The organism is Streptomyces sp. NPDC050448, assembly GCF_040655295.1.
Taxonomy (GTDB): domain Bacteria; phylum Actinomycetota; class Actinomycetes; order Streptomycetales; family Streptomycetaceae; genus Streptomyces.
Genome location: NZ_JBFAJR010000023.1, coordinates 78,781 through 99,854 on the forward strand (window position 1 = coordinate 78,781; position 21,074 = coordinate 99,854).

Genomic DNA, 21,074 nt, shown 5'->3' on the forward strand with positions numbered 1-21,074 from the left:
TAGTCACATAAACGGACTTTTCAGTGAAGTCGAGGTACGGCGCGGCGAATCCGGTAGGACTTGTATGAACTTTTAGGTTGATCAGGCGCCGAAGGCCTTGGACTTGCCCTTCACCGGCTTCGCCCCCGCGAGGAGGTGCGCCGGCACCAGGTCCCGGGCCGGCTCGCTGTAGCCCACCGACACCAGCCGGTCGCCCTGGTACGTGAACGACGTGAGCGAGGCCAGCGTGCACTGCCGGCGCCGCGGGTCGTGCCACAGCCGGCGCTTCTCCGCGAAGCTGCGCACGATCCAGATCGGCAGCTGGTGGCTGACCGCCACCGCCTCGTGGCCGCGGGCCGCGTCGCGCGCCGCCTCGATGGCACTCGTCATCCGGACGACCTGCTCGACGTACGGCTCGCCCCAGGACGGCCTGAACGGGTTCGTCAGGTGCTTCCAGTTGGCGGGCTTGCGCAGCGCGCCGTCCCCGACACCGAAGGTCTTGCCCTCGAAGACGTTCTCCGCCTCCAGCAGCCGCGCGTCGCTCGCCACGACCAGGCCGTGGCTCTTGGCGACCGGCGCCGCCGTCTCCTGCGCCCGCTCCAGCGGGGAGGAGACCACGTACGTGATGTCACGGTTCTGCAGGTGCTCGGCGACGCGCTCGGCCATCTCGCGGCCCAGCTCGGAGAGGTGGTAGCCGGCCCGGCGCCCGTACAGGACCCCGTCCGGGTTGTGCACCTCTCCGTGGCGCATCAGGTGGACGACGGTGATGTCACTCATACGGTGGCCTCCGGGGTGGCCTGCGCGGCGGCGCGGGCGGCGGCGGGCAGCGCGGCCGCGATGCGCTCGACCGCCTGCTCGTCGTGGGCGGTGGAGACGAACCACGACTCGAAGGCCGACGGCGGCAGGTAGACGCCCTGCGACAGCATCGAGTGGAAGAAGCCGTTGAAGCGGAAGGACTCCTGCTTCTTGGCGTCGTCGTAGTTCCTGACCTCGTCCTCGGTGAAGAAGACGGAGAACATGTTGGACGCGGTCTGCAGCCGGTGCGCGACGCCCTCCTTGGCGAGCGCGTCCGTCACCAGGCCCTGGATCTGCGCCGACACCGCGTCGACCTTCTCGTACGCGGCCTCGTCGAGGAGCCGCAGCTGCGCGAGGCCGGCAGCGGTGGCGATCGGGTTACCGGAGAGCGTGCCCGCCTGGTAGACCGGGCCGGCCGGGGCCAGATACCCCATCACGTCGGCGCGGCCGCCGAACGCCGCGGCCGGGAAGCCGCCGCCCATGACCTTGCCGAAGGTCATCAGGTCGGGCTTGACCCCGTCGACGCCGTACCAGCCGGCGCGGGAGGTGCGGAAACCGGTCATCACCTCGTCGGAGATGTACAGCGCGCCGTTCTCGCGGCACAGGTCGGCGAGCCCCTGGTTGAACCCGTCGGCCGGGGTCACGACACCCATGTTGCCGGGCGCGGCCTCGGTGATCACGCAGGCGATCTCGCCGGGGTGCGCGGCGAACGCCGCCCGTACCGCTTCGAGGTCGTTGTACGGCAGCACGATCGTGTCGCCGGCCTGCGCGCCGGTCACACCGGGGGTGTCCGGCAGCGCGAAGGTCGCGAGCCCGGAACCGGCGGCGGCCAGCAGCGCGTCCACGTGGCCGTGGTAGCAGCCGGCGAACTTCACCACCTTGGCCCGGCCCGTGAAGCCGCGCGCCAGCCGGATCGCCGACATGGTCGCCTCGGTGCCCGAGGACACCAGACGGACCTGCTCGACGGGCTCGATGCGCTCGACGATCTCCTCGGCCAGCGCGACCTCGCCCTCACCGGGCGTACCGAAGGACGTGCCGCGGACGACGGCGGCCTGGATGGCCTCCACCACGGCCGGGTGGGCGTGGCCGAGAATCATCGGCCCCCACGAGCAGACCAGATCGACGTACTCGCGGCCGTCGGCATCGGTCAGGTACGGACCGGTACCGGACACCATGAACCTGGGCGTTCCACCCACGGCGCGGAAGGCGCGCACGGGAGAGTTCACGCCGCCAGGCGTCACGAGGGACGCGCGGTCAAAGAGAGTCTGCGAGACTTTGGCTTCATACGGGTACGGGTAGCTCACACCAGCCATGGTCTCATCAGGCCGCGACTGACTTGCGGACGGGCGTTTCACCGCGCCGCCCCTGGGGAGGTCACTGCCATGATGATCAGGCTGCGTGGCGGGGGCCACGGGGCCGGGGCAGGCAAGACCAGTCGGGTGGAGATATGCAACGCGGTGGTGGACCGGGCGAGGGTACGGACGGCCTCGACCCGCAGCGCGCCCGCGAGGCGCGCGAAGCCCGCCGCCGAGGCAAGCATCGGCGCCGGGCCGCGGACGCGGCCGATCCGGTACTGGGGCCGCTGGAGGCCCCCGACGACGTGCCCAAGGGCCGCGGCATGGGCGTGACGTACAAGTACTTCGGCGCGCCCGACGGCGCGACGGCGGCCCGGGTCCCGGTCACGATGCGGCCGGAGGAGCTCGGCGGCGACGAGCTCGGCATGGGCGGCCTGTTCACCAAGATCAAGCCGGAGACGGTGGCCGCGATGGTCCTGACCGGCATCGAGGGCATACCCCTGCACAAGGTGCCCCCGCTGGAGCTGGTCGTCCTCCACCCCGACTACGCCGTGGTCAAGCTCCCGATGACGGTGGTCGACCCGCTGCGCGGCATCGGCGAGGAATCGGTCGGCGCCGCGGCCTTCATCTGGTCCACGGTCCCGGACCGCGGCGGCCCGCGCGACGCCTTCAACGTCTACCAGCTGCTCCACGAGTGGCAGGACTTCTCCCACCGCCTCCACGAGGCGGGCCACCAGCCGTACTGCCTGGTCTGGCCCTGACCCGGGCCCCCCTTCCCCCGGTCAGCCGGCGGCAAGGGTCTTGAGGGCGCGCTCGCGCAGCCGGTTGATCCGGATGCGCGAGGCGGCGCCGGTGTGGACGGCGTTGGTGGCGACGACCACGTACCGGCCGGTGGCGGGAGCGAGGTGGAGGCTCGTGCCGGTGAAGCCGTGGTGGTAGGCCACTGCACCGCCGGCGCCCAGGATCCAGCCCAGGCCGCGGTGCAGGCCGGGCTCGATCTCGGCCTGGGGGACGAGGCTCGCCCGGAACCACCGGCCCAGCGGGCTCCCGTCCCCGGCGAGCAGGTGCTCGGCGTACGTGGCGAGGTCCGCGGCCGAAGCGAACACTCCGGCGTGGCCGGCGACGCCGCCCATCGCGGCGGCGTTCTCGTCGTGGACGGCGCCCCAGAGCCGGTCGTGGCCGTCGTGCCGTTCGGTCGGCGCGACCCGGGACGACTGCGCGAGGGGACCGTAGGCGGTGTCCTCCATGCCGAGCTCGGCCCACAGCGCGGCGGCGAGCTCGTCCAGCGGCTGCCGGTGGACGTGGGCGAGGGCGAGGCCCAGGAGGATGTAACCGCGGTTGATGTAGCGGTGGATGCCCGGGAGGTTCTCCATGAGCTCGCGGCAGATCAGCTCGTGCAGGGGGCGCTCGGTCAGGTCGTAGAGGTCGAGCCGGGTCGAGGCCCGCAGACCGGAGGTGTGCGAGAGCAACTGCCGCACGGTGGCCTCCGCGCTGGGCATCGGCCCGTCCATGCCCGGCAGGAACTCCCGCACGGGAGCGTCGAGGCCGAGCAGGCCCCCGTCCACGGCGCGCCCGACCAGCGGCCACGTGGCGGTGACCTTCGTCAGCGACGCGATGTCGTAGACGGTGTTCCCGTCGGGGGCGCCTGGGCCAGTGAACGGGGAGACGACTCCGGCCGACAGGACGGTGCGGTCCCCGGCCGCCGTACCGCAGACGACGACCCCGCCCGGGCCGGCGCCGTCGGCGACGATCTCGCGCAGCGCGTCGTGCAGTCCGCAGGTCTCGGCGGTCGTGAACGGTACGGCCTGGTTCATCTGTGCCTCCGGCTCGGTGGTGATCCCGGCTCCAGCCTGGCCAGAGCGTCGGGAAAGTGCCCGTAGCCGCGCCGGAGACGATCGGGCCGCCCGCGCGTGCCGGGCCCGGCCGGGCGCCCGCCTAGCGCACCTGGCCCGCCGGGCCCACTTGGCCCACCCCGCCCGCCTGGCCCGCCCCGCCCGCCCCGGCGGCCTTCCGGCCGGCCGGCGGGATGTTCTGGTTCAGGCGGAACACGTTCCCCGGGTCCCACTCGGCCTTCAGGGCCCGCAGCCGGTCCAGCTTCCGCTCCCGCGAACCGTAGGCCTGACGGATCCGCTGCTCGCCCTCGTCCATCAGGAAGTTGACGTACACGCCCGCGTGGTACGGCTCCAGCGCGGACCAGAACTCCCGGACCCACCGGCGCTCCTCGGCGAAGCCCTCCGCCGTGTCCCGGATCCCGTTGATGTTGAGCATGTGGCCCAGACCCCGGCAGCCGACCGCCGTGTCGTCCTCGCCCACCCGGGCGACCGCACCGCCCAGCTGGAACAGCGGGAAACCGCTCAGCGGCGAGTCGATCCGCGCCGCGTACTCCGCCATGGTGTCCACGGCCCCGTCGGCGAGCCGGTCGAGGCCGCAGCCCCGGAAGTAGTACCACCAGCCGTGCGGGAACGACGCGTCGAACATCGCCTGGTGCGCCAAGTACGGCTTGGGCCGGCACAGATCCAGCAGCGGCCGCCCGAACTCCCGCATCGGCCGCATCACTTCCTCACCGGCCGCCACCTCCCCCGCCCAGCATGCGATCACCATCACCACCGGCCTGCCGTACAGCTCCGGCGGGATCGCCGGCAGCGGCGGGGCCTTGCGGTGGACCACGATCGTCGTCAGCTCGTCGGGCACCCCCGCGATCCAGTCCCGGTAGAAGCGCAGCACCCGGCCCGACTCCTCCACCGGCCACAGCACCGGCCCGGCGAGCACGGTCGGGCCGACCGGGTTCAGCCGGAACGTGAACTCCGTGACGATGCCGAAATTCCCGCCCGCCCCGCGCATCCCCCAGAACAGCTCCGGCTCGTGCACCGCGCTCGCCGTGACCCGGTCCCCGCCCGCGGTGACCAGATCCACCGACAGCAGCTGGTCCACGCTCAGCCCGTACTTGCGGCTCAGCCAGCCGATCCCGCCGCCGAGGGTGAGCCCCGCGACCCCCGTGTGCGTCACGATCCCCGACGGCACCGCCAGCCCGAACGGCTGCGTCGCCGCATCCAGCTCGCCGAGCAGCACCCCCGCCTGGACCCGGACCGTACGGGCCTCGGGGTCCACCCGGACCTCCTTCATCGCCGACAGGTCGATCACCACACCGCCGTCGCACACCGAATGCCCGGGGAAGCTGTGGCCGCCGCTGCGCACCGCGACCGGCGCACCCGTCTCCACCGCCCACTTCAGGGCCGCCACCACGTCCGCCGAACCGGTGCAGGGCGCGATCAGGGCGGGATGCCGGTCGATCGCACCGTTCCAGATCCGCCGGCGCTCCTCGTACGGGGCGTCCCCGGCCCGCACCAGGCTCCCCCGGAAGGAACGCGCCAGCTCGTGGTACGCGGAGTCGTCCAGCCGGACCGGCACCGGCGCGGTCGATGCACCCATGGCTCGCTCCTCGCGGCTCGCCGCCGCTTCTCGCCGCTCTCCCACGAGTGTTCCACCGGCGGGATGGGCGGGCCAGCCGTGGACCCTTCCCAGGCCGTTTGCGCTGGTCAGCACCGATCCACAGGGCCGGGCGGGCCGCCGATTCCCCGATCGGCGGCCCGCCCGGCCCTGCGTACGCACCTCCGGTCGGCGTCCGGTCGGCGTCCGGTCAGGCGGTCGTCAGGAGGTCGTCAGGATCAGGCGGCCGCGGGTGCCCGGCTCCGCGAGGCGGGCGTGGGCCTTCGCCGCATCCGCCAGCGCGATCGTCTCCGAGACCCGCAGGGTCAGGGCGCCCGCGTCCACCAGGCCCACCAGCTCCGCCAGGTGCGCGCCGTCCGCCGCGACCTCCTGCTCCACCACCCGGATCCCCCGCTCCGCGGCCGGTCCGGCGTGCGGCCGCAGGCCCACGTAGACCCCGCCGTCACGGACGAAGCCCAGTGCCGGCTCCCCCAGGACGGCCGCGTCCACGACCCCGTCGACCGGCCCGGCCGGAGCCGAGCCCCGCGGGACGAACGCCGTCGCGCCCAGCGACCGTACGAGCTCCTCGTCCGACTCGCCCGCCAGGGCCGTCACGACCAGCCCCGCCCGCACCGCGAGCTGCACCGCGAGCCCGCCGACCACGCCCGCGGCCCCGGTGACCAGCACCGAGGAACCCGGGGCCAGCCCCAGCAGCCCCACCGCCCGCGCGGCGGTCAGCCCGCTCAGCGGGAGCGCGGCCGCGGCCACGGCGTCCACGGTGGCCGGTGCGGCCGCCACCGCCGAGGCGTCGAGCACCGCGTACTCCGCGTGCGTGCCCAGCGGCTTGACCGGCCCGTAGTGCAGCCCGACCACCCGCTGCCCCGCCGACCAGCCGGTGACCTCCGCGCCGACCGCGTCGATCTCGCCCGCCACGTCCCAGCCGAGCCCGAGCCGCTGCCCGGCGCCGCCGAAGACGCCCACCCGGACCGCGCCGTCCACCGGGTTCACCCCGGCCGCCGCGACCCGGATCCGGACCTGGCCGGCCGCCGGCTGCGGGACCGGCACCCGCACGATCTCCACCTGCTCCGGCCCGCCGAAGCCGTTCACGACGGCCGCCTGCATGGTCTGCGTGGTCTGCGTGGTCTCGCTCATGGTGGCTCCCCGGTTTCGGTTGCGTTCGCTCGTTCCTGCTGAGCACTAACCTAGGGAGAGGTACTCTCCTTTCGTAAGTACGCACTTCGGGGTGCGTACCCGACCCGGAAGTGGGGCACCCGATGGCCACCCGTACCGCCGCAGCCCGCCGCGAAGAGGCCCGCTACGCCTACGACGCCTTCCTCAAGGAGTGCCCCACCAGCCAACTCCTGGCCCGCATCAGCGACAAATGGGTCGGTCTCATCGTCGCCGCCCTCAGCCAGGCCGAGGACGGCTCCATGCGCTACAGCGACCTCGGCCGCAGGATCCCCGGCGTCAGCCAGAAGATGCTCACCCAGACCCTGCGCTCCCTCGAACGCGACGGCCTCGTCACCCGCACCGTCACCCCGACCGTCCCCGTCCGCGTCGACTACCGCCTCACCGGCCTCGGCAGCAGCCTCGCCTGCCTCCTCACCTCCGTGAAGCACTGGGCCGAGAACCACTTCGACGAGGTCAACGCCCACCGCACCACCTACGACGCCACCACCGCGACCTCGTAATTCGGCCGCGCCGCCCCGCCCCCCAGTGGCATGCTGACAGCGTGAACGGACCCGGCATTCAGCTCACCCTCGCCCCCGAACTACGCCTGTTCGCCCCGCCCAGCCGGCGCGCCGAACGCGTACCGACCGCCACGGACGGCGCCTCCAGCCTCGGCCACGTCGTCGAATCGGCCGGCGTCCCGCTCACCGAGGTCGGCCGGCTCCTCGTCGACGGCGACGAGGTGCCCGTCTCGTACGTGCCCCGCGCCGGCCAGTCCGTCGAGGTCTTCGGCGTCGAGCGCCCCCAGCGCATCCCCGGCGCCCCGCCGCTGCGCTTCCTCCTCGACGTCCACCTCGGCACCCTCGCCCGCCGCCTGCGCCTGCTCGGCGTGGACGCCGCGTACGAGAACGAGGACATCGGCGACCCGGCCCTCGCCACCCGCTCCGCCGCCGAACAGCGCGTCCTGCTCTCCCGCGACCGCGGACTGCTGCGCCGCCGCGAACTCTTCGCCGGCGCGTACGTCTACAGCGACAACCCCGACGAGCAACTGCGCGACGTCCTCGGCCGGTTCGCCCCCGTCCTCGCCCCGTGGACCCGCTGCACCGCCTGCAACGGGCCGCTCCGCAACGCGGACAAGGACAGCGTCGGCGACCGCCTCGAAAGCGGCACGCACCGCTCGTACGACGTCTTCGCCCAGTGCACGGCGTGCGAGCGCGTGTACTGGCGCGGCGCCCACCACGCCCGCCTGGAGCGGATCGTCAGCGAGGCCGTGGAGGAATTCGGCGGTGTGGCCACCCCGTAGGAGAGTGGCCCACCGGCCCGGGCGACGCGGCCCGGAAGGCCGGCCCGGAAGGCGTAGCTCAGAAGGCGTAGGCGTCGCCCGTGTCCAGCGCCAGCACCGCATGCTGGTTGTTGGACCCGTCCCGGTCCGACGCCCCGCCGTTCCACCACGTGTCGATCCGGACCACCACCTCAGGCACCCGCTTCTTCAGCTCCAGCAGCAGCCCGATGTGCCGGCCCCGCCCGTGCAGCGGCAGCGCACCCGTCTCGCACACCACCTCGCGCAGCCCGACCCGCGCACAGCCCTCCGCCAGTTCCTGCCGGTCCGCGAGCTCCGCCGACAGCCGCACCCGCAGCGTCGCATCGGGCAGCGCGGCCGGCCCCTCGTTCTGCGGCACCACCCACACCCGCAACCGCCCGTGCGACAGGGACACCCGCCCGTGGTACGCCACATCCGCCTCGGGTCCACTGCGCGCCTCGGCGCTCCCGGAGACCCCCGGCACCCCGGACACTCCGAGCACCAGCAAGCCCGCCACCACCACACTCCGTACGGCACCACGGCGCACCGCAACCACCTCCACGCGCGGAGGCTAGCCAGCACCGCCCCCGCCCGGTCGGACCATCACACGAATGAGGGCGAGCCCTCCCCCAACCGGCCGGGCGCCCCGAGCACGCCCGCGTAGGCTTCGAGCCATGCTGATCGCCCGCTCCGCCGCCCTGTTCGCCCTCGCCGCGCTCCTCGAAATCGGCGGCGCCTGGCTCGTCTGGCAGGGCGTCCGCGAGCACAAGGGCTGGGCCTGGATCGGCGCCGGGGTCATCGCCCTCGGCCTCTACGGCTTCGTCGCCACCCTCCAGCCCCAGGGCGACTTCGCCCGCGTCCTCGCCGCGTACGGCGGAGTCTTCGTCGCCGGCTCCCTCGTGTGGGGCATGGCCGCCGACGGCTACCGCCCCGACCGCTGGGACATCACCGGCGCCCTCGTCTGCCTCGCCGGCATGGCGGTGATCATGTACGCCCCGCGCGGCCGCTGACCCCCGCCTATGCTGGCGGGTATTCGCGTACGAACGACTGATCGCCCGAGGAGCCCCGCACATGAGCACGGCCACCCGAACCGCCGTAGTCACCGGCGCGAGCAGCGGCATCGGCGCGGCCACCGCCCGGCAGCTCGCCGACGCCGGCTACCACGTCGTCCTCACGGCCCGCCGCAAGGACCGCATCGAGGCCCTCGCCGCGGAGCTCACGGCAGCCGGCCACTCCGCCGCGGCCCACGCCCTCGACGTCACCGACCGCCCCGCCGTCGACGCCTTCGCGGCCTCCCTCGACCGCTGCGACGTACTCGTCAACAACGCCGGCGGCGCCATCGGAGCCGAGCCCGTCGCCACCGGCGACCCCGCCGACTGGCGCACCATGTACGAGGTCAACGTCATCGGCACCCTCAACCTCACCCAGGCCCTCCTCCCCGCCCTCATCGCCTCCGGCGACGGCACGGTCGTGGTCCTGTCCTCCACCGCGGGCCACTCCACGTACGAGGGCGGCGCCGGCTACGTCGCCGCCAAGAACGGCGCCCGCGTCCTGGCCGAGACCCTCCGCCTGGAGATCGTCGGCCTGCCCGTCCGCGTCATCGAGATCGCCCCGGGCATGGTGAAGACCGAGGAATTCGCCAAGACCCGCTTCCGCGGCGACGCGGAGAAGGCGGAGAAGGTCTACGCGGGCGTCGCGGCCCCCCTCACCGCCGACGACGTGGCCGACACCATCACCTGGGCCGTGACCCGCCCCAGCCACGTCAACATCGACCTCCTGGTGGTCCGCCCCCGCGCCCAGGCCTCGAACACGAAGGTCCACCGCGAGCTGTAGACCCCCCGGCCCCCACGGCCTACGGGACGAGCCGGGCGGCCTTCGCCGCTCGACGGCGACGAGGACTGAACTCACACGGAGGGGCCCCGACCGAGATGGGATGCTGTTGGTTAATTCGGGCCCGGTTGCTTCGCCCCGTTGAGCTGTTGCTCGGCGGGGCGAAGTGCTGCGAAGTGGCTGGTGCGGGTGCGGGCCCGGGGTGTTTGGGTGAGGTGGGCGTCGATGCGGGCGAGGTTGATGGCGGCGCCGGTGAGCTGGTGCTGGAGGCTGGTCTTCGCGAGGCCGCGGTAGCGGGATCTGCGCAGGCCGCAGCGCCCGACGCCTTGGGAGATGGCGCCCTCGACCCCGGCTCGGATCTTGTAGCGGTCCTTCCACGCGTCGGTCTGCTGCTCGCGCCGGGCAGCGTGGAGGGCCTCATGTTCCTCCCGGTGGCGAAGGGTGATCTCACGCCGTTCGGCGTTGGGAGAGCTGACGCAATCGCGCAGGTGAGGGCAGGCCCGGCAGTCGGCGGGGTTGAAACGGACCCGGATGACGGGCAGGCCCTGCGGTGAGTGGCGGTGGTGCCACTGCGTGCTGGTGACACCGTCCGGGCAGGTCACCTGCTGGTGATCCCAGTCGATGGTGAAGGCGTCCTGCCCGTAGGCGCCGCCGGTCTGGGCCGTGGTGTTGGCCGCCATCGGTCCGTGCAGGGCGATGCCGTGCTCACGCCGGGCGGCCACCAGTGCGGCGGCGGTGGGGTATCCGGCATCGACCCAGTGCTCGCCGGGCAGGCAGCCGTGTCCGGCCAGGCCGCGATGGATCTCCTCGGCCATCAGGCTGTCCGGGACGGTGGCGACGGTGGTGGCCACGTTAGTGATCAGGTCCAGGGCATCGGTGCCGCAGGTCTCGGTGAGGTGGACTTTGTATCCGTCCCACATCGTGTCGCGCTTCACGCTGCCGCGAGCCTGCGGGTCATAGTGAGTGACCAGGCGCGTCGCGCCCGGCGGCCGGTCTTTTGGGTCCCGCCGCACCACCTCGCCCCCGACCAGGTGAAAGTGCTGCACCCAGACCTGCCGCAGAATCTCCACCTGTTCCACATCCCGCAGCCCGGCGGGCGCGTCGGGCGAGGTCACGGCCTCAAGCAGCCGCATCCCGTCCGCCCCGATCCGCAGGCCGGTCTCGCCCCGCTTGGTGTGGGCCTTGGGGAAACGGGAGTCCTCGGCCCGCGTGGCGTAATGCCGGAACCAGTCCGGGCAGGCCACCTCCCGCAGCCAGTCGGGAGCGGCGACGGCGAGCGCGTTCAGCGCCGCCCGCAGCGTCTCGGCAACCATCTCCAGCCAGTTCAGCTCGCGGGCCGCCGACAGCACATGCGTGGAGTCGGTGCGGGCCTTGCCGCCACTGGCCAGCAGGTTCTTTTCCCGGGCCGCGACCAGGATGCCGTCGAGCAGCTGCCGCCCGGCATCCGCCTCGACCAGACGGTCCCGGAACTCCGAGAGCACCGAGAAATCGAAGCCCGGATCGCCGAGCTCCAGCCCGAGGGCGTACTTGAAGTCGATCCTCGCCCGCACCGCTTCCGCGGCCTGCCGGTCGGTGAGCCCCTCCACGAACTGCAACACCAGCACCAATGCGAGCCGGCCCGGTGACCAGGCAGGCTTCCCCCGCGCCGGGAACAGATCCGCGAACTGCCCGTCCGTGAACAGAGAACCCAGCTCATCCCGGATCCGGATCGCCAAGCTCCCCTTACGGAAGGCAGCCCGAGCCACCCGCACCGTCTCCGCCGGGATCTCCCCCGGCTCCTTCGGCTGCATCGACATCGACACCCTCCCCAAACGACAACGTCGGCTCCCAAGACCACAACCAGGTCTTGGGAGCCGACGTCACGCACGGGCCCGAATTAACCAACAGCATCCTAAATCGGTCCGGGCCCTTCCGCTCCCCCGACAACTACACCCAGGTCTCAGCCCTTGATGCAGATGATCTGCTTGAGCTTGGCCACGACCTCCACCAGGTCGCGCTGCTGCTCCATGACCCGCTCGATCGGCTTGTAGGCCGCCGGAATCTCGTCCACGACGCCCGAGTCCTTCCTGCATTCCACGCCCTTGGTCTGTTCCGCCAGGTCGCGCGCCGAGAAGCGCTTCTTCGCGGCCGTCCGGCTCATGCGGCGGCCGGCGCCGTGCGAGGCCGAGTTGAAGGCCGCCGTGTTACCTAGACCCTTGACGATGTACGTACCAGTCGCCATCGAGCCGGGAATGATCCCGAGCTCTCCCGCGCCCGCGCGGATCGCGCCCTTGCGGGTGACCAGCAGGTCCATGCCCTGGTACCGCTCCTCCGCCACATAGTTGTGGTGGCAGCTGATCTCCGCGTCGAAGCTCACCTTCGCCTTGCGGAATTCTCGACGCAGGACTTCCTTCATGAGCGCCATCATGATCGCGCGGTTGTACATGGCGTACTCCTGCGCCCAGTGCAGGTCGTTCCGGTACGCGGCCATCTCCGGCGTGCTCGCCAGGAAGACCGCAAGATCGCGATCCACCAGGCCCTGGTTGTGCGACAGGCTCCGCGCCACGCCGATGTGGTGCTCCGCGAGCTCGTTGCCGATGTTTCGCGAACCGGAGTGCAGCGTCAGCCAGACAACACCCTCATTGTCCACATTGACCTCAATGTGATGATTGCCGGATCCGAGCGTTCCGATCTGCTTCGTGGCACGTTCGCGACGGAATTTGACCGCATCGGCCAGGTAGTCGAACCGCTCCCACAGCCCCTCGTACCCCTCCACCGGGAACCCGTACAGCCGGTCCGGGTCCACCGGGTCGCGGTGCATGCCCGCGCCCACCGGGATCGCCCGCTCGATCTTCGAGCGGAGGCCCGACAGGTCCCCCGGGAGGTCGTTCGCCGTCAGGGACGTCTTCACCGCCGACATGCCGCAGCCGATGTCCACGCCCACCGCCGCCGGGCAGACCGCGTCCTTCATCGCGATCACCGAGCCGACCGTGGCGCCCTTGCCGTAGTGGACGTCCGGCATGACCGCCAGGCCCTTGATCCACGGAAGGGTGGCGACGTTGCGCAGCTGCTGCATCGCGCCGGCCTCGACCGACGCCGGGTCGGTCCACATCCGGATCGGGACGTTCGCTCCCGGTACCTCTACATACGACATACGACTTCAATCCCCCGAAACACCCAGAAAAATCAGAATACGCAAAAAGCCTCGCTCTTAGCCCCAAACCGGACAGGGGACCGGCGCCAGCACCAGCGTGTGCGATAGACATTGTGTTCATCCGCGTCCAAAGCGCGGCAACGCATTTTCCTGACCGCCGGGCCGCCGGCCGGTCGAAGGGAGCCAGTGGACGTGCAGCGCAAGGCGGTACGGCGACAAGTCCTGCCGGGCATCGCGATGCTCACCGCACTCATGGCCGGCGTGACCGGCCTGACCGGGTGCACGAGCGGCAACGGCGTCGGGGCGGACACCGACTCCAAGGCGGGCGCCAGCAGCCCCGCGCCCGCACCGGCCGGCAAGTACCGCAGCCTGCCCGCGCCCTGCAGGGCCGCCGACGGCAAGCGCCTCAAGGCCATGCTCCCGGCCGCGGACAGCCTCACCGACGCGCAGCGCACGCAGCTGTACGCCGGCACCGCGGACACCTCGTACGACGGCGACCGGCACGTCGGCTGCCGCTGGACGGCGCAGACGCCCGAGGAGACGCGGCTGCTGTCGGTCGGCTTCGAGCGCGTCGTCTCGTACGACCGGACCACCATGAGCGACGACGACAAGGCGCGGCAGGTGTACGTGCGCCGGCTGACGGACGCGCACCTGCCGTTCCCCGGCCCCACGAGCCCCGCCACCAACCCCGCTCCGGGCACCAGCCCTGCTCCGGGCACCAGTCCCGGTCCGGGTACCGGCCCCGCCCCCAGCGCGCCGCCGGCCGCGGGCGCTCCCTCGACCGGGCAGTCGCCGGCCCCGGGTGGCAGCCCCTCGGCCCCGCCGCCCGAGCTCGGTTCCCGCGTGCTCGAAGGGCTCGGCACCGAGGCCTTCATCGAGGACAAGCTGAGCCCGGCCGGCGCCAGTGCGGCGCAGGCGCGGACCGTGCGGATTGTGTTCCGCACCTCGAATGTCATCGTCACGGTCGAGTACAGTGTGCAGCCCTCGCTGCCCGGCACGGTCCCGGCGAGCCCCGAAACCCAGGACAAGGCACGGCAGTTGGCGCAGGCTCTCGTCGAGCGTTTCAACGACTGAGAGGGGGCGCGGGGGGCTCGGGGTGACGGCGCGCACAGCAGGCGCGCGCCGGGTCGGGCTACCGTTGCTCGGGTCCCGCGCCCGCACCGCGTCCACAGAACGCGCCCCACAACGCACTGAAGGAACCATGCACCGATCAGCCTCGCGCCTCACTCGCGTTCTCGCCTGCGCAGCCGTGCCGGTGATCCTCACCGTCGCCGGCTGCTCGTCCGATTCGGGCAAGGACTCCGGTTCGGGCGGCGCCAAGAAGCCCAGCGCGTCCTCGTCCGCCAAGCCGAGCGCCAAGGCGTCGGCCGCCCTGGAGAAGGCTGCGTTCGCGACTCTGCCCGACCCCTGCAAGTCGATCCAGGCGAAGACCGTCGAGACCGTCGTCCCGGAGGCGAAGGACAAGAACGGCACCGCGACCAAGTCGAACGACCTGACCACCCGCGCCAGCTGCTCCTGGAACGGTCTGGACGAGGACGGCCTGAAGGGCTCGCAGTACCGCTGGCTGTCGATCTCCCTGGTCCGCTACGAGTCGCACGCCTCGCTCGGCAGCGCGAACAAGCGTGCCGAGGACCAGTACAACAAGCAGGTCGAGACCGCGAAGGCGGCCGAGGGCGCGCACGACGTGAAGGCCGAGCAGGCCGGCGGCATCGGCGACCAGGCGACGTCGGTCGTGTACGGCGTGAAGAAGGACGTCGACTTCTTCAACACGACGATCGTGGCGCGCACCCAGAACGTGGTGATCACGCTCGACTACAACGGTGCGGCGTACGAGGGTGCCGGCGCCCCGGATCAGGCCAAGCTGCTGGAGAACGCGATCGCGGCGGCGAAGGAGGCGGTGGCCTCGGTCGCCGCCGCCAACGAGCAGCAGAAGCAGCCTGAGCAGCAGGCTTCTCCGTCTGCGCAGTAGGTACCGGCGATCCGGGCGGCTTAAAGGGAGGCTGACATTCAGTCACCTGGGCAGTCACCCGTACGCTGTGCCTGCCATAGCTCGACAAGGGGAGGGGATCGCGGGTGGCCGCGATGCAGCTGACTCGTACGCACCGGATACTCATCGGCGTCGTGGTCGCAGGAGCCGTGGTCATCGCGGGGATCGGCTTCGCGGGCTCGTACGCCGCGGTCCGCGCGCTCGCCCTGAAGAAGGGGTTCGGGAACTTCTCGCTGGTCTTCCCGATCGGCATCGACATGGGCATCTGTGTGCTGCTGGCGCTGGACCTGCTGCTGACGTGGATCCGGATCCCGTTCCCGCTGCTGCGCCAGACGGCGTGGCTGCTGACCGCGGCGACGATCGCGTTCAACGGCGCGGCGGCCTGGCCGGACCCGCTGGGCGTGGGCATGCACGCCGTGATCCCGATCCTGTTCGTGGTCACGGTGGAGGCGGCCCGGCACGCGGTGGGCCGGATCGCGGACATCACCGCGGACCGGCACATGGAGGGCGTCCGCATCACGCGGTGGCTGCTGTCGCCGCTGCCGACGTTCAAGCTGTGGCGCCGGATGAAGCTGTGGGAGCTGCGGTCGTACGAGCAGGCGGTCGGCATGGAGCAGGACCGGCTGATCTACCAGGCGCGGCTGCAGGCCCGGTACGGGCGGGCGTGGCGCCGCAAGGCCCCGGTGGAGGCGCTGATGCCGCTCCGGCTGGCCCGGATCGGCGTTCCGCTGGCGCAGACGGCTCCGGAGGGGCTGGCGGCGGCGGGCATCGACCCGGTGCTGCTGCCTCCGGCTGCCGCGGCGATTGCGACGGGTGCGACGGGTGTGGCTGTCGCGGCGTCGTCGGCCCCGGCCCTGGAGGCCGGCTCCGGCGCGGCGGGCCAGGCCGCGCCGCAGGCATCGGGCCCCGTCCCCGCCCCGGCCCCGCAGGCCCCGGGGACGGTCCCGGTCCCCGCGCCCGGCGCCGGCCCCGTCCCCGTCGCCGTCCCCGGCCAGCACACCCCGCCGCCCTTCGCGGTGGATCCGACGGCCATGCCCGCGGCCCACGACAGCGCGTGGTTCGCCGCGCCGCTGGCCCCGCAGGCGGCGTACGAGGGCGGTTACAACCCCCAGTACGTCGAGGGCCTGGAGCCCACCCCGGTGATGCCCCCGACCGGCCCGGAGCTCCCGCAGGAGGAGCAGGAGCCGCAGGTGCAGCCCGGGCAGCAGGAGCTCCCGATCCCGGCGGCCCGTGAGGAGGAGTCCGTCGACGAGGTGAAGTTCGCGGAGGCCGCGTACGAGGTCTTCCGGGCCTACATCGACGAGTACTCCCAGTTCCCGAACCCGGAACAGCTTGACATACACCTCTCGGACCGGCTCGGCATCGTGCACCCGCGCAGCGCCACGACGCTCAAGCGGCTGATGCCGGAGCTGAAGCAGCGCTACCAGCGCGACCTGGAGAACGAGCACATCGCGTAGTACCCGTACCCGTACCCGTACGCCAAGCGGAAGGACCCGCACCCCGAGGGGTGCGGGTCCTTTCACGTCCTGCGGAACGGCTCAGGCGGCGAGCAGCTTGCGCACCCGGTCCGCCCCGACCGCCAGCAGCAGCGTGGGCAGGCGCGGCCCGGTCTCCCGGGTCACGAGCAGGCGGTACAGCAGCGCGAAGAACGAGCGCTGTGCGACCTTGAGCTCGGGCGTGGGCTTGGCGTCGGGCTCCAGGCCCGCCATCACCTTCGGGACGCCGTAGACGAGCGTGGTGAGCCCGTCGAGCGACCAGTGCGAGTCCAGGCCCTCCAGGAGCAGCCGCAGCGACTCGCGGCCTTCGTCGTCCAGGGAGGACAGGAGCGCGGTGTCGGGCTCCTCGCGCACGAGGGTCCGCTGGTCGGCCGGGACCTGGGTGGTGATCCAGTTCTCGGCGCGGTCCAGGCGCGGCCGTACCTCGTCGAGGGAGGTCAGCGGCTGCGACGGGTCCAGGTCGGTCAGGATGCGCAGGGTCTGCTCGTCGTGGCCGGCGGTGATGTCGACGACGGACGCGAGGGTCCGGTACGGCATCGGCCGCGGGGTGCGCGGCAGCTCGTGCGAAGCGACGCGCACGGCGCGGGTGTGCGCGGCGGCGTCGGCCGGCAGCACGGAACCGTCGGCGACCTTGGCCTCGAGCTTGTCCCACTCGTCGTAGAGCCGCTGGATCTCCTGGTCGAAGGCGATCTTGAAGGACTGGTTCGGCTTGCGGCGGGCGTACAGCCAGCGCAGCAGCTGCGGCTCCATGATCTTCAGCGCGTCGGCCGGGGTGGGGACCCCGCCCTTGCTGGAGGACATCTTGGCCATGCCGCTGATGCCGACGAACGCGTACATCGGTCCGATCGGCTGCTCGCCGCCGAAGACGTGCACGATCTGGCCGCCGACCTGGAAGGACGAGCCGGGCGAGGAGTGGTCGACGCCGGAGGGCTCGAAGATCACGCCTTCGAAGGCCCAGCGCATCGGCCAGTCGACCTTCCAGACCAGCTTGCCGCGGTTGAACTCGCTGAGCTTGACCGTCTCGGTGAACTCGTCCTCGGTGCAGACGTAGGTCAGCTCGGTCGTCTCGTCGTTGTACGAGGTGACCTTGGTGAAGTCCTTGCCGCACTGGCCGCAGTACGGCTTGTACGGGAAGTACCCGCCCTCGGTGCTGCTGCCGTCGTCCTCGGCGGCGGCGCCGGAGCCCTCGGCGGCCTCCAGCTCGGCCTCGTCGACCTGCTTCTGCTGGGGCTTCTTGCCGCCCGGCTTCTGCTTGGTGCGGTACTGGTCGAGGACGGCGTCGATGTCGCCGCGGTGCTTCATCGCGAACAGGACCTGCTCGCGGTACGCGCCGGAGGTGTACTGCTCGGTCTGGCTGATCGGGTCGTACTCGACGCCCAGCTCGGCCAGTGCCTCGACCATGGCGGCCTTGAAGTGCTCGGCCCAGGTCGCGTACGCCGATCCGGCCGGGGCCGGGACGGAGGTCAGCGGCATGCCGATGTACTGGCCGTAGGTCTCGGGGTCCACGCCGGGGATGCCGGCCGGCACCTTGCGGTAGCGGTCGTAGTCGTCCCAGGACAGCACGTGCCGGACCTCGAAGCCGCGGCGGCGGATCTCGTCGGCGACCAGGTGCGGGGTCATGACCTCGCGGAGGTTGCCCAGGTGGATCGGGCCGGAGGGGGAGAGGCCGGACGCGACGACGACAGGTTTGCCGGGTGCTCGGCGCTCCGCCTCGGCGATGACCTCGTCCGCGAAACGGGAGACCCAGTCGGTCTCGGTGCTGCTCTGAGCCACGACACGTCCTTCTATCTCGAATGCTGGCTTCAGCCATTCTCCCAGACGGAACGGGCCACTCCGGGGTTGCCTGGTGGCCCCCGTCCTCTCGCCGCCGTCTCGGGCCCCGCTTAACCGAAGGATGGGAACGGCCCCGCGTGGGATACTCGGCACTTGTCGGAACAACCAAGTGCACCTTCAGGCACGACCTCACAGGAACGGCAGCTCATGGCCTCGGTCCCTTCCCTCGCTTCTTCCGTCAATCAGCGCGTCGCGGACGCCCTCGCCTCGGCCCTGCCGGAGGCCGGTGGCGCCGACCCGCTGCTGCGACGAAGCGACCGGGCCGACTTCCAGGCCAACGGCATCCTGGCGCTCGCGAAGAAGGCGAAGGCCAACCCGCGCGAGCTGGCGACGACCGTGGTCGGGTCCATCCCCACCGGTGACCTGATCAAGGACATCGAGGTCTCGGGCCCCGGCTTCCTCAACATCACGGTCTCCGACCGGGCGATCGTCGAGACGCTGGCGGCGCGCGCCGGCGACGACCGCCTCGGTGTCCCGTACGCCGCGAACGCGGGCACGACGGTGATCGACTACGCGCAGCCGAACGTCGCGAAGGAGATGCACGTCGGCCACCTGCGGTCGGCGGTCATCGGCGCGGCGATGGTCGAGATCCTGGAGTTCACGGGCGAGACGGTGGTCCGGCGCCACCACATCGGCGACTGGGGCACCCAGTTCGGCATGCTCATCCAGTATCTGCTCGAGCACCCGCACGAGCTGGACCACAAGGCCGCTGACGAGTCGGTGGAGGTCTCCGGCGAGGAGGCCATGTCCAACCTGAACCGCCTGTACAAGGCCTCGCGGGCGCTCTTCGACTCCGACGAGGAGTTCAAGACGCGGGCGCGGGCACGGGTCGTCGGCCTCCAGGCGGGCGAGGCGGAGACCCTCGCTATGTGGCAGCGGTTCGTCGACGAGTCGAAGATCTACTTCTACTCCGTCTTCGACAAGCTGGACATGGACATCCAGGACGCGGACGTCGTCGGCGAGTCCGGCTACAACGACATGCTGGTCGAGACGTGCAAGCTGCTGGAGGAGTCGGGCGTCGCCGTCCGCTCCAACGGCGCGCTGTGCGTGTTCTTCGACGAGTACAAGGGCCCGGACGGCAACCCGACCCCGCTGATCGTCCAGAAGTCGGACGGCGGCTTCGGCTACGCCGCGACCGACCTGTCGGCGATCCGCGACCGCGTCGGCAACCTGAAGGCCGACACCCTCATCTACGTGGTCGACGCCCGCCAGTCGCTGCACTTCAAGATGGTCTTCGAGACGGCCCGCCGCGCGGGCTGGCTGAACGACGAGGTCAAGGCCGTACAGCTGGCCTTCGGCACGGTCCTCGGCAAGGACGGCAAGCCGTTCAAGACCCGCGAGGGCGAGACGGTCCGGCTGGTCGACCTCCTCGACGAGGCGGTCGACCGGGCCACGGCCGTCGTCCGCGAGAAGGCGGCGAAGGTCGGCCTGTCCGAGGAGGAGATCGTCGAGAACGGCCGGCACGTGGGCATCGGCGCGGTCAAGTACGCGGACCTGTCCACCTCCGCCGCGCGCGACTACAAGTTCGACCTGGACCAGATGGTCTCGCTGAACGGCGACACGTCCGTGTACCTCCAGTACGCGTACGCCCGGATCAAGTCGATCCTGCGCAACGCCGGGGACCGCAAGCCGGTCGCGCACCCGGAGCTGGAGCTGGCCCCGGCCGAGCGCGCGCTGGGCCTGCACCTGGACCAGTTCGGCGAGCTGATCGCCGAGGCGGCCGCGGAGCACGCCCCGCACAAGCTGGCCGCGTACCTGTACCAGCTGTCCTCGCTGTTCACGACGTTCTACGACCAGTGCCCCGTCGTGAAGCCGGAGCCGGAGCTCGTCGTCGGCGAGAACCGCCTGTTCCTGTGCGACCTGACCGCCCGGACGCTGACGAAGGGCATGGCCCTCCTGGGCATCCGCACGCCCGAGCGCCTCTGAACCCTGTTCGCGGGGCACGCAGCTCCGTACGATCGGGCTGCCGGATCCGGCTGTTGCCCCTGGCCACGTGACCGTGAGGGACTCGAGAGTCCCTCACGGCCCTTCTCTCCCTCACTCCCACCGCGTATCGCTGCTCACTCACTGGTTCAGCGGATAGGAATGCCGGCCCGTCACCTCATCGATCTCCGAGTGGGCCTTCTGCAACATCTGGGACGCGAGATCCATCAGCGCGCGAGCGCCGGCGATCTCTTCTCCGACCCGCAGCTGCTCCGGGTCGGAGGGGTGACGCATGGCGTAGCCGTGCGCCCTCATCTCGGAGCCGTCGCCGAGTCTGACCAGGGCCGCCGCACTGGTGCGGTGGCCCTCCTCGGTGAATTCGAGCTCCACGTGCCACCCGACGAGTGTGGGCATGGTGCATCACCTCCAGGGGGTCACCCTGTTTCCAGGGTGCGCCCGAGGGGACGGCAACGCGAGCGGGGGCTTGCGGGACGCCCCCGGACACTCCACCGACCCGAGTCGACGGACCCCGTCCAACGCTCCCGAGCACCTTCGGCGTACCGTCCGCACATGACGACCGACCGCCACCCCGCCGCCATCGACACCATCGACGCGGAGATGTACATCGACCACGTCGAGGCCGCCGACGAAGCCGAGGCCACCGTCGTCGTGCGCTGCATGGTCGGGCCGGTCCTGCTCGGTGCGCGCTTCCACCAAGTCCGATGCGCAGACGTGGAGATCGACCTCGAGCTGACCCGCATCCTCTTCTACCGGCGCGACGTCGACCGGCTCGACCCCGTCTGCACCGCCATGGTCACCCTCCGGGGCGCGGGCGCACTCCGACTCAGGGGCCGCAGCACCATCCAGGGCTCCAACCCCACCCGGAACTGAGTACCGGCACTCATGT

At 71.6% G+C, this 21,074-nt stretch carries 20 protein-coding genes; 10 read left to right on the top strand and 10 right to left on the bottom strand.

The window, feature by feature from the left end; translation table 11 throughout:
• Positions 1–81: 81 nt before the first annotated feature.
• Positions 82–756: a histidine phosphatase family protein gene (locus AB0I68_RS25260; protein ID WP_363179633.1), complete on the bottom strand. Its 675-nt coding sequence runs from the start codon at positions 754–756 to the stop codon at positions 82–84.
• On the bottom strand, positions 753–2,087 hold the full coding sequence (gene hemL / locus AB0I68_RS25265) for a glutamate-1-semialdehyde 2,1-aminomutase (RefSeq protein ID WP_363179634.1): 1,335 nt from the start codon (positions 2,085–2,087) through the stop codon (positions 753–755). Before hemL ends, AB0I68_RS25260 begins: the two co-directional genes overlap by 4 nt.
• 305 nt (positions 2,088–2,392) lie before the next feature.
• On the opposite strand from hemL, the gene AB0I68_RS25270 reads away from it, so the two are divergent.
• Positions 2,393–2,830, top strand: coding sequence for a hypothetical protein (locus tag AB0I68_RS25270; RefSeq protein WP_030161262.1), 438 nt, complete (start codon positions 2,393–2,395; stop codon positions 2,828–2,830).
• 21 nt (positions 2,831–2,851) lie between these two features.
• On the opposite strand, the gene AB0I68_RS25275 is transcribed toward AB0I68_RS25270, so the two are convergent.
• From AB0I68_RS25275 to AB0I68_RS25285, 3 genes are all read right to left on the bottom strand, one after another.
• Positions 2,852–3,883 carry a serine hydrolase domain-containing protein gene (locus tag AB0I68_RS25275; RefSeq protein ID WP_363179635.1) on the bottom strand — a complete coding sequence of 344 codons (1,032 nt, stop codon included), beginning with the start codon at positions 3,881–3,883 and terminating at the stop codon, positions 2,852–2,854.
• Between the two features lie 121 nt (positions 3,884–4,004).
• Positions 4,005–5,498: an FAD-binding oxidoreductase gene (locus AB0I68_RS25280; RefSeq protein WP_363179636.1), complete on the bottom strand. Its 1,494-nt coding sequence runs from the start codon at positions 5,496–5,498 to the stop codon at positions 4,005–4,007.
• A gap of 219 nt (positions 5,499–5,717) precedes the next feature.
• Positions 5,718–6,617 (bottom strand): NADP-dependent oxidoreductase, encoded by a 900-nt coding sequence (locus tag AB0I68_RS25285; protein WP_363179673.1) that lies wholly within the window; start codon positions 6,615–6,617, stop codon positions 5,718–5,720.
• A gap of 152 nt (positions 6,618–6,769) precedes the next feature.
• On the opposite strand from AB0I68_RS25285, the gene AB0I68_RS25290 reads away from it, so the two are divergent.
• Positions 6,770–7,186 (top strand): helix-turn-helix domain-containing protein, encoded by a 417-nt coding sequence (locus AB0I68_RS25290; protein ID WP_363179637.1) that lies wholly within the window; start codon positions 6,770–6,772, stop codon positions 7,184–7,186.
• Positions 7,187–7,227: 41 nt separating this feature from the next.
• Positions 7,228–7,968, top strand: coding sequence for a Mut7-C RNAse domain-containing protein (locus AB0I68_RS25295; RefSeq protein ID WP_363179638.1), 741 nt, complete (start codon positions 7,228–7,230; stop codon positions 7,966–7,968).
• Positions 7,969–8,026: 58 nt separating this feature from the next.
• On the opposite strand, the gene AB0I68_RS25300 is transcribed toward AB0I68_RS25295, so the two are convergent.
• Positions 8,027–8,527 carry a hypothetical protein gene (locus AB0I68_RS25300; protein WP_363179639.1) on the bottom strand — a complete coding sequence of 167 codons (501 nt, stop codon included), beginning with the start codon at positions 8,525–8,527 and terminating at the stop codon, positions 8,027–8,029.
• Between the two features lie 112 nt (positions 8,528–8,639).
• Between AB0I68_RS25300 and AB0I68_RS25305 the strand changes: the two genes are divergently transcribed.
• Both AB0I68_RS25305 and AB0I68_RS25310 read left to right on the top strand, forming a co-directional pair.
• Positions 8,640–8,975, top strand: coding sequence for a YnfA family protein (locus AB0I68_RS25305; protein WP_363179640.1), 336 nt, complete (start codon positions 8,640–8,642; stop codon positions 8,973–8,975).
• 61 nt (positions 8,976–9,036) lie between these two features.
• Positions 9,037–9,798, top strand: a complete 762-nt coding sequence (locus AB0I68_RS25310; RefSeq protein WP_363179641.1) for an SDR family NAD(P)-dependent oxidoreductase — start codon at positions 9,037–9,039, stop codon at positions 9,796–9,798.
• A gap of 110 nt (positions 9,799–9,908) precedes the next feature.
• On the opposite strand, the gene AB0I68_RS25315 is transcribed toward AB0I68_RS25310, so the two are convergent.
• Together AB0I68_RS25315 and AB0I68_RS25320 are read right to left on the bottom strand one after the other, a co-directional pair.
• A complete protein-coding gene (locus tag AB0I68_RS25315) occupies positions 9,909–11,591 on the bottom strand; it encodes an IS1182 family transposase (protein WP_363179642.1) in 1,683 nt (560 codons plus the stop codon).
• Between the two features lie 143 nt (positions 11,592–11,734).
• Positions 11,735–12,928 carry an RtcB family protein gene (locus AB0I68_RS25320; RefSeq protein ID WP_363179644.1) on the bottom strand — a complete coding sequence of 398 codons (1,194 nt, stop codon included), beginning with the start codon at positions 12,926–12,928 and terminating at the stop codon, positions 11,735–11,737.
• Positions 12,929–13,120: 192 nt separating this feature from the next.
• On the opposite strand from AB0I68_RS25320, the gene AB0I68_RS25325 reads away from it, so the two are divergent.
• From AB0I68_RS25325 to AB0I68_RS25335, 3 genes are all read left to right on the top strand, one after another.
• A complete protein-coding gene (locus tag AB0I68_RS25325; protein WP_363179645.1) occupies positions 13,121–14,002 on the top strand; it encodes a DUF3558 domain-containing protein in 882 nt (293 codons plus the stop codon).
• A gap of 127 nt (positions 14,003–14,129) precedes the next feature.
• Positions 14,130–14,897: a DUF3558 family protein gene (locus AB0I68_RS25330; protein WP_363179646.1), complete on the top strand. Its 768-nt coding sequence runs from the start codon at positions 14,130–14,132 to the stop codon at positions 14,895–14,897.
• Positions 14,898–15,001: 104 nt separating this feature from the next.
• Positions 15,002–16,372 (top strand): DUF2637 domain-containing protein, encoded by a 1,371-nt coding sequence (locus tag AB0I68_RS25335; protein ID WP_363179647.1) that lies wholly within the window; start codon positions 15,002–15,004, stop codon positions 16,370–16,372.
• Between the two features lie 81 nt (positions 16,373–16,453).
• Here the strand turns inward: AB0I68_RS25335 and lysS are convergent, their stop codons facing one another.
• Entirely contained in the window at positions 16,454–18,184 is a 1,731-nt protein-coding gene (gene lysS, locus AB0I68_RS25340; RefSeq protein ID WP_363179648.1) for a lysine--tRNA ligase, read from the bottom strand.
• A 207-nt stretch (positions 18,185–18,391) separates the two neighbouring features.
• On the opposite strand from lysS, the gene argS reads away from it, so the two are divergent.
• Complete coding sequence (gene argS / locus AB0I68_RS25345; RefSeq protein ID WP_363179649.1) at positions 18,392–20,170, top strand: arginine--tRNA ligase; 1,779 nt, start codon at positions 18,392–18,394, stop codon at positions 20,168–20,170.
• 138 nt (positions 20,171–20,308) lie between these two features.
• Here argS and AB0I68_RS25350 read toward each other — a convergent pair whose 3' ends face one another.
• Complete coding sequence (locus AB0I68_RS25350; RefSeq protein WP_363179650.1) at positions 20,309–20,581, bottom strand: DUF1876 domain-containing protein; 273 nt, start codon at positions 20,579–20,581, stop codon at positions 20,309–20,311.
• 156 nt (positions 20,582–20,737) lie between these two features.
• Here AB0I68_RS25350 and AB0I68_RS25355 point away from each other — a divergent pair, with 156 nt between their 5' ends.
• Complete coding sequence (locus AB0I68_RS25355) at positions 20,738–21,058, top strand: hypothetical protein (RefSeq protein WP_363179651.1); 321 nt, start codon at positions 20,738–20,740, stop codon at positions 21,056–21,058.
• Positions 21,059–21,074 lie beyond the last annotated feature (16 nt).

Bases quoted from the DNA above. Each gene is read 5' to 3' on its own strand.
- AB0I68_RS25260 (WP_363179633.1), bottom strand. From the start codon at position 756: ATGAGTGACATCACCGTCGTCCACCTGATGCGCCACGGAGAGGTGCAC.
- hemL (WP_363179634.1), bottom strand. From the start codon at position 2,087: ATGGCTGGTGTGAGCTACCCGTACCCGTATGAAGCCAAAGTCTCGCAG.
- AB0I68_RS25270 (WP_030161262.1), top strand. From the start codon at position 2,393: ATGGGCGTGACGTACAAGTACTTCGGCGCGCCCGACGGCGCGACGGCG.
- AB0I68_RS25275 (WP_363179635.1), bottom strand. From the start codon at position 3,883: ATGAACCAGGCCGTACCGTTCACGACCGCCGAGACCTGCGGACTGCAC.
- AB0I68_RS25280 (WP_363179636.1), bottom strand. From the start codon at position 5,498: ATGGGTGCATCGACCGCGCCGGTGCCGGTCCGGCTGGACGACTCCGCG.
- AB0I68_RS25285 (WP_363179673.1), bottom strand. From the start codon at position 6,617: ATGCAGGCGGCCGTCGTGAACGGCTTCGGCGGGCCGGAGCAGGTGGAG.
- AB0I68_RS25290 (WP_363179637.1), top strand. From the start codon at position 6,770: ATGGCCACCCGTACCGCCGCAGCCCGCCGCGAAGAGGCCCGCTACGCC.
- AB0I68_RS25305 (WP_363179640.1), top strand. From the start codon at position 8,640: ATGCTGATCGCCCGCTCCGCCGCCCTGTTCGCCCTCGCCGCGCTCCTC.
- AB0I68_RS25310 (WP_363179641.1), top strand. From the start codon at position 9,037: ATGAGCACGGCCACCCGAACCGCCGTAGTCACCGGCGCGAGCAGCGGC.
- AB0I68_RS25315 (WP_363179642.1), bottom strand. From the start codon at position 11,591: ATGTCGATGCAGCCGAAGGAGCCGGGGGAGATCCCGGCGGAGACGGTG.
- AB0I68_RS25320 (WP_363179644.1), bottom strand. From the start codon at position 12,928: ATGTCGTATGTAGAGGTACCGGGAGCGAACGTCCCGATCCGGATGTGG.
- AB0I68_RS25330 (WP_363179646.1), top strand. From the start codon at position 14,130: ATGCACCGATCAGCCTCGCGCCTCACTCGCGTTCTCGCCTGCGCAGCC.
- argS (WP_363179649.1), top strand. From the start codon at position 18,392: ATGGCCTCGGTCCCTTCCCTCGCTTCTTCCGTCAATCAGCGCGTCGCG.
- AB0I68_RS25350 (WP_363179650.1), bottom strand. From the start codon at position 20,581: ATGCCCACACTCGTCGGGTGGCACGTGGAGCTCGAATTCACCGAGGAG.
- AB0I68_RS25355 (WP_363179651.1), top strand. From the start codon at position 20,738: ATGACGACCGACCGCCACCCCGCCGCCATCGACACCATCGACGCGGAG.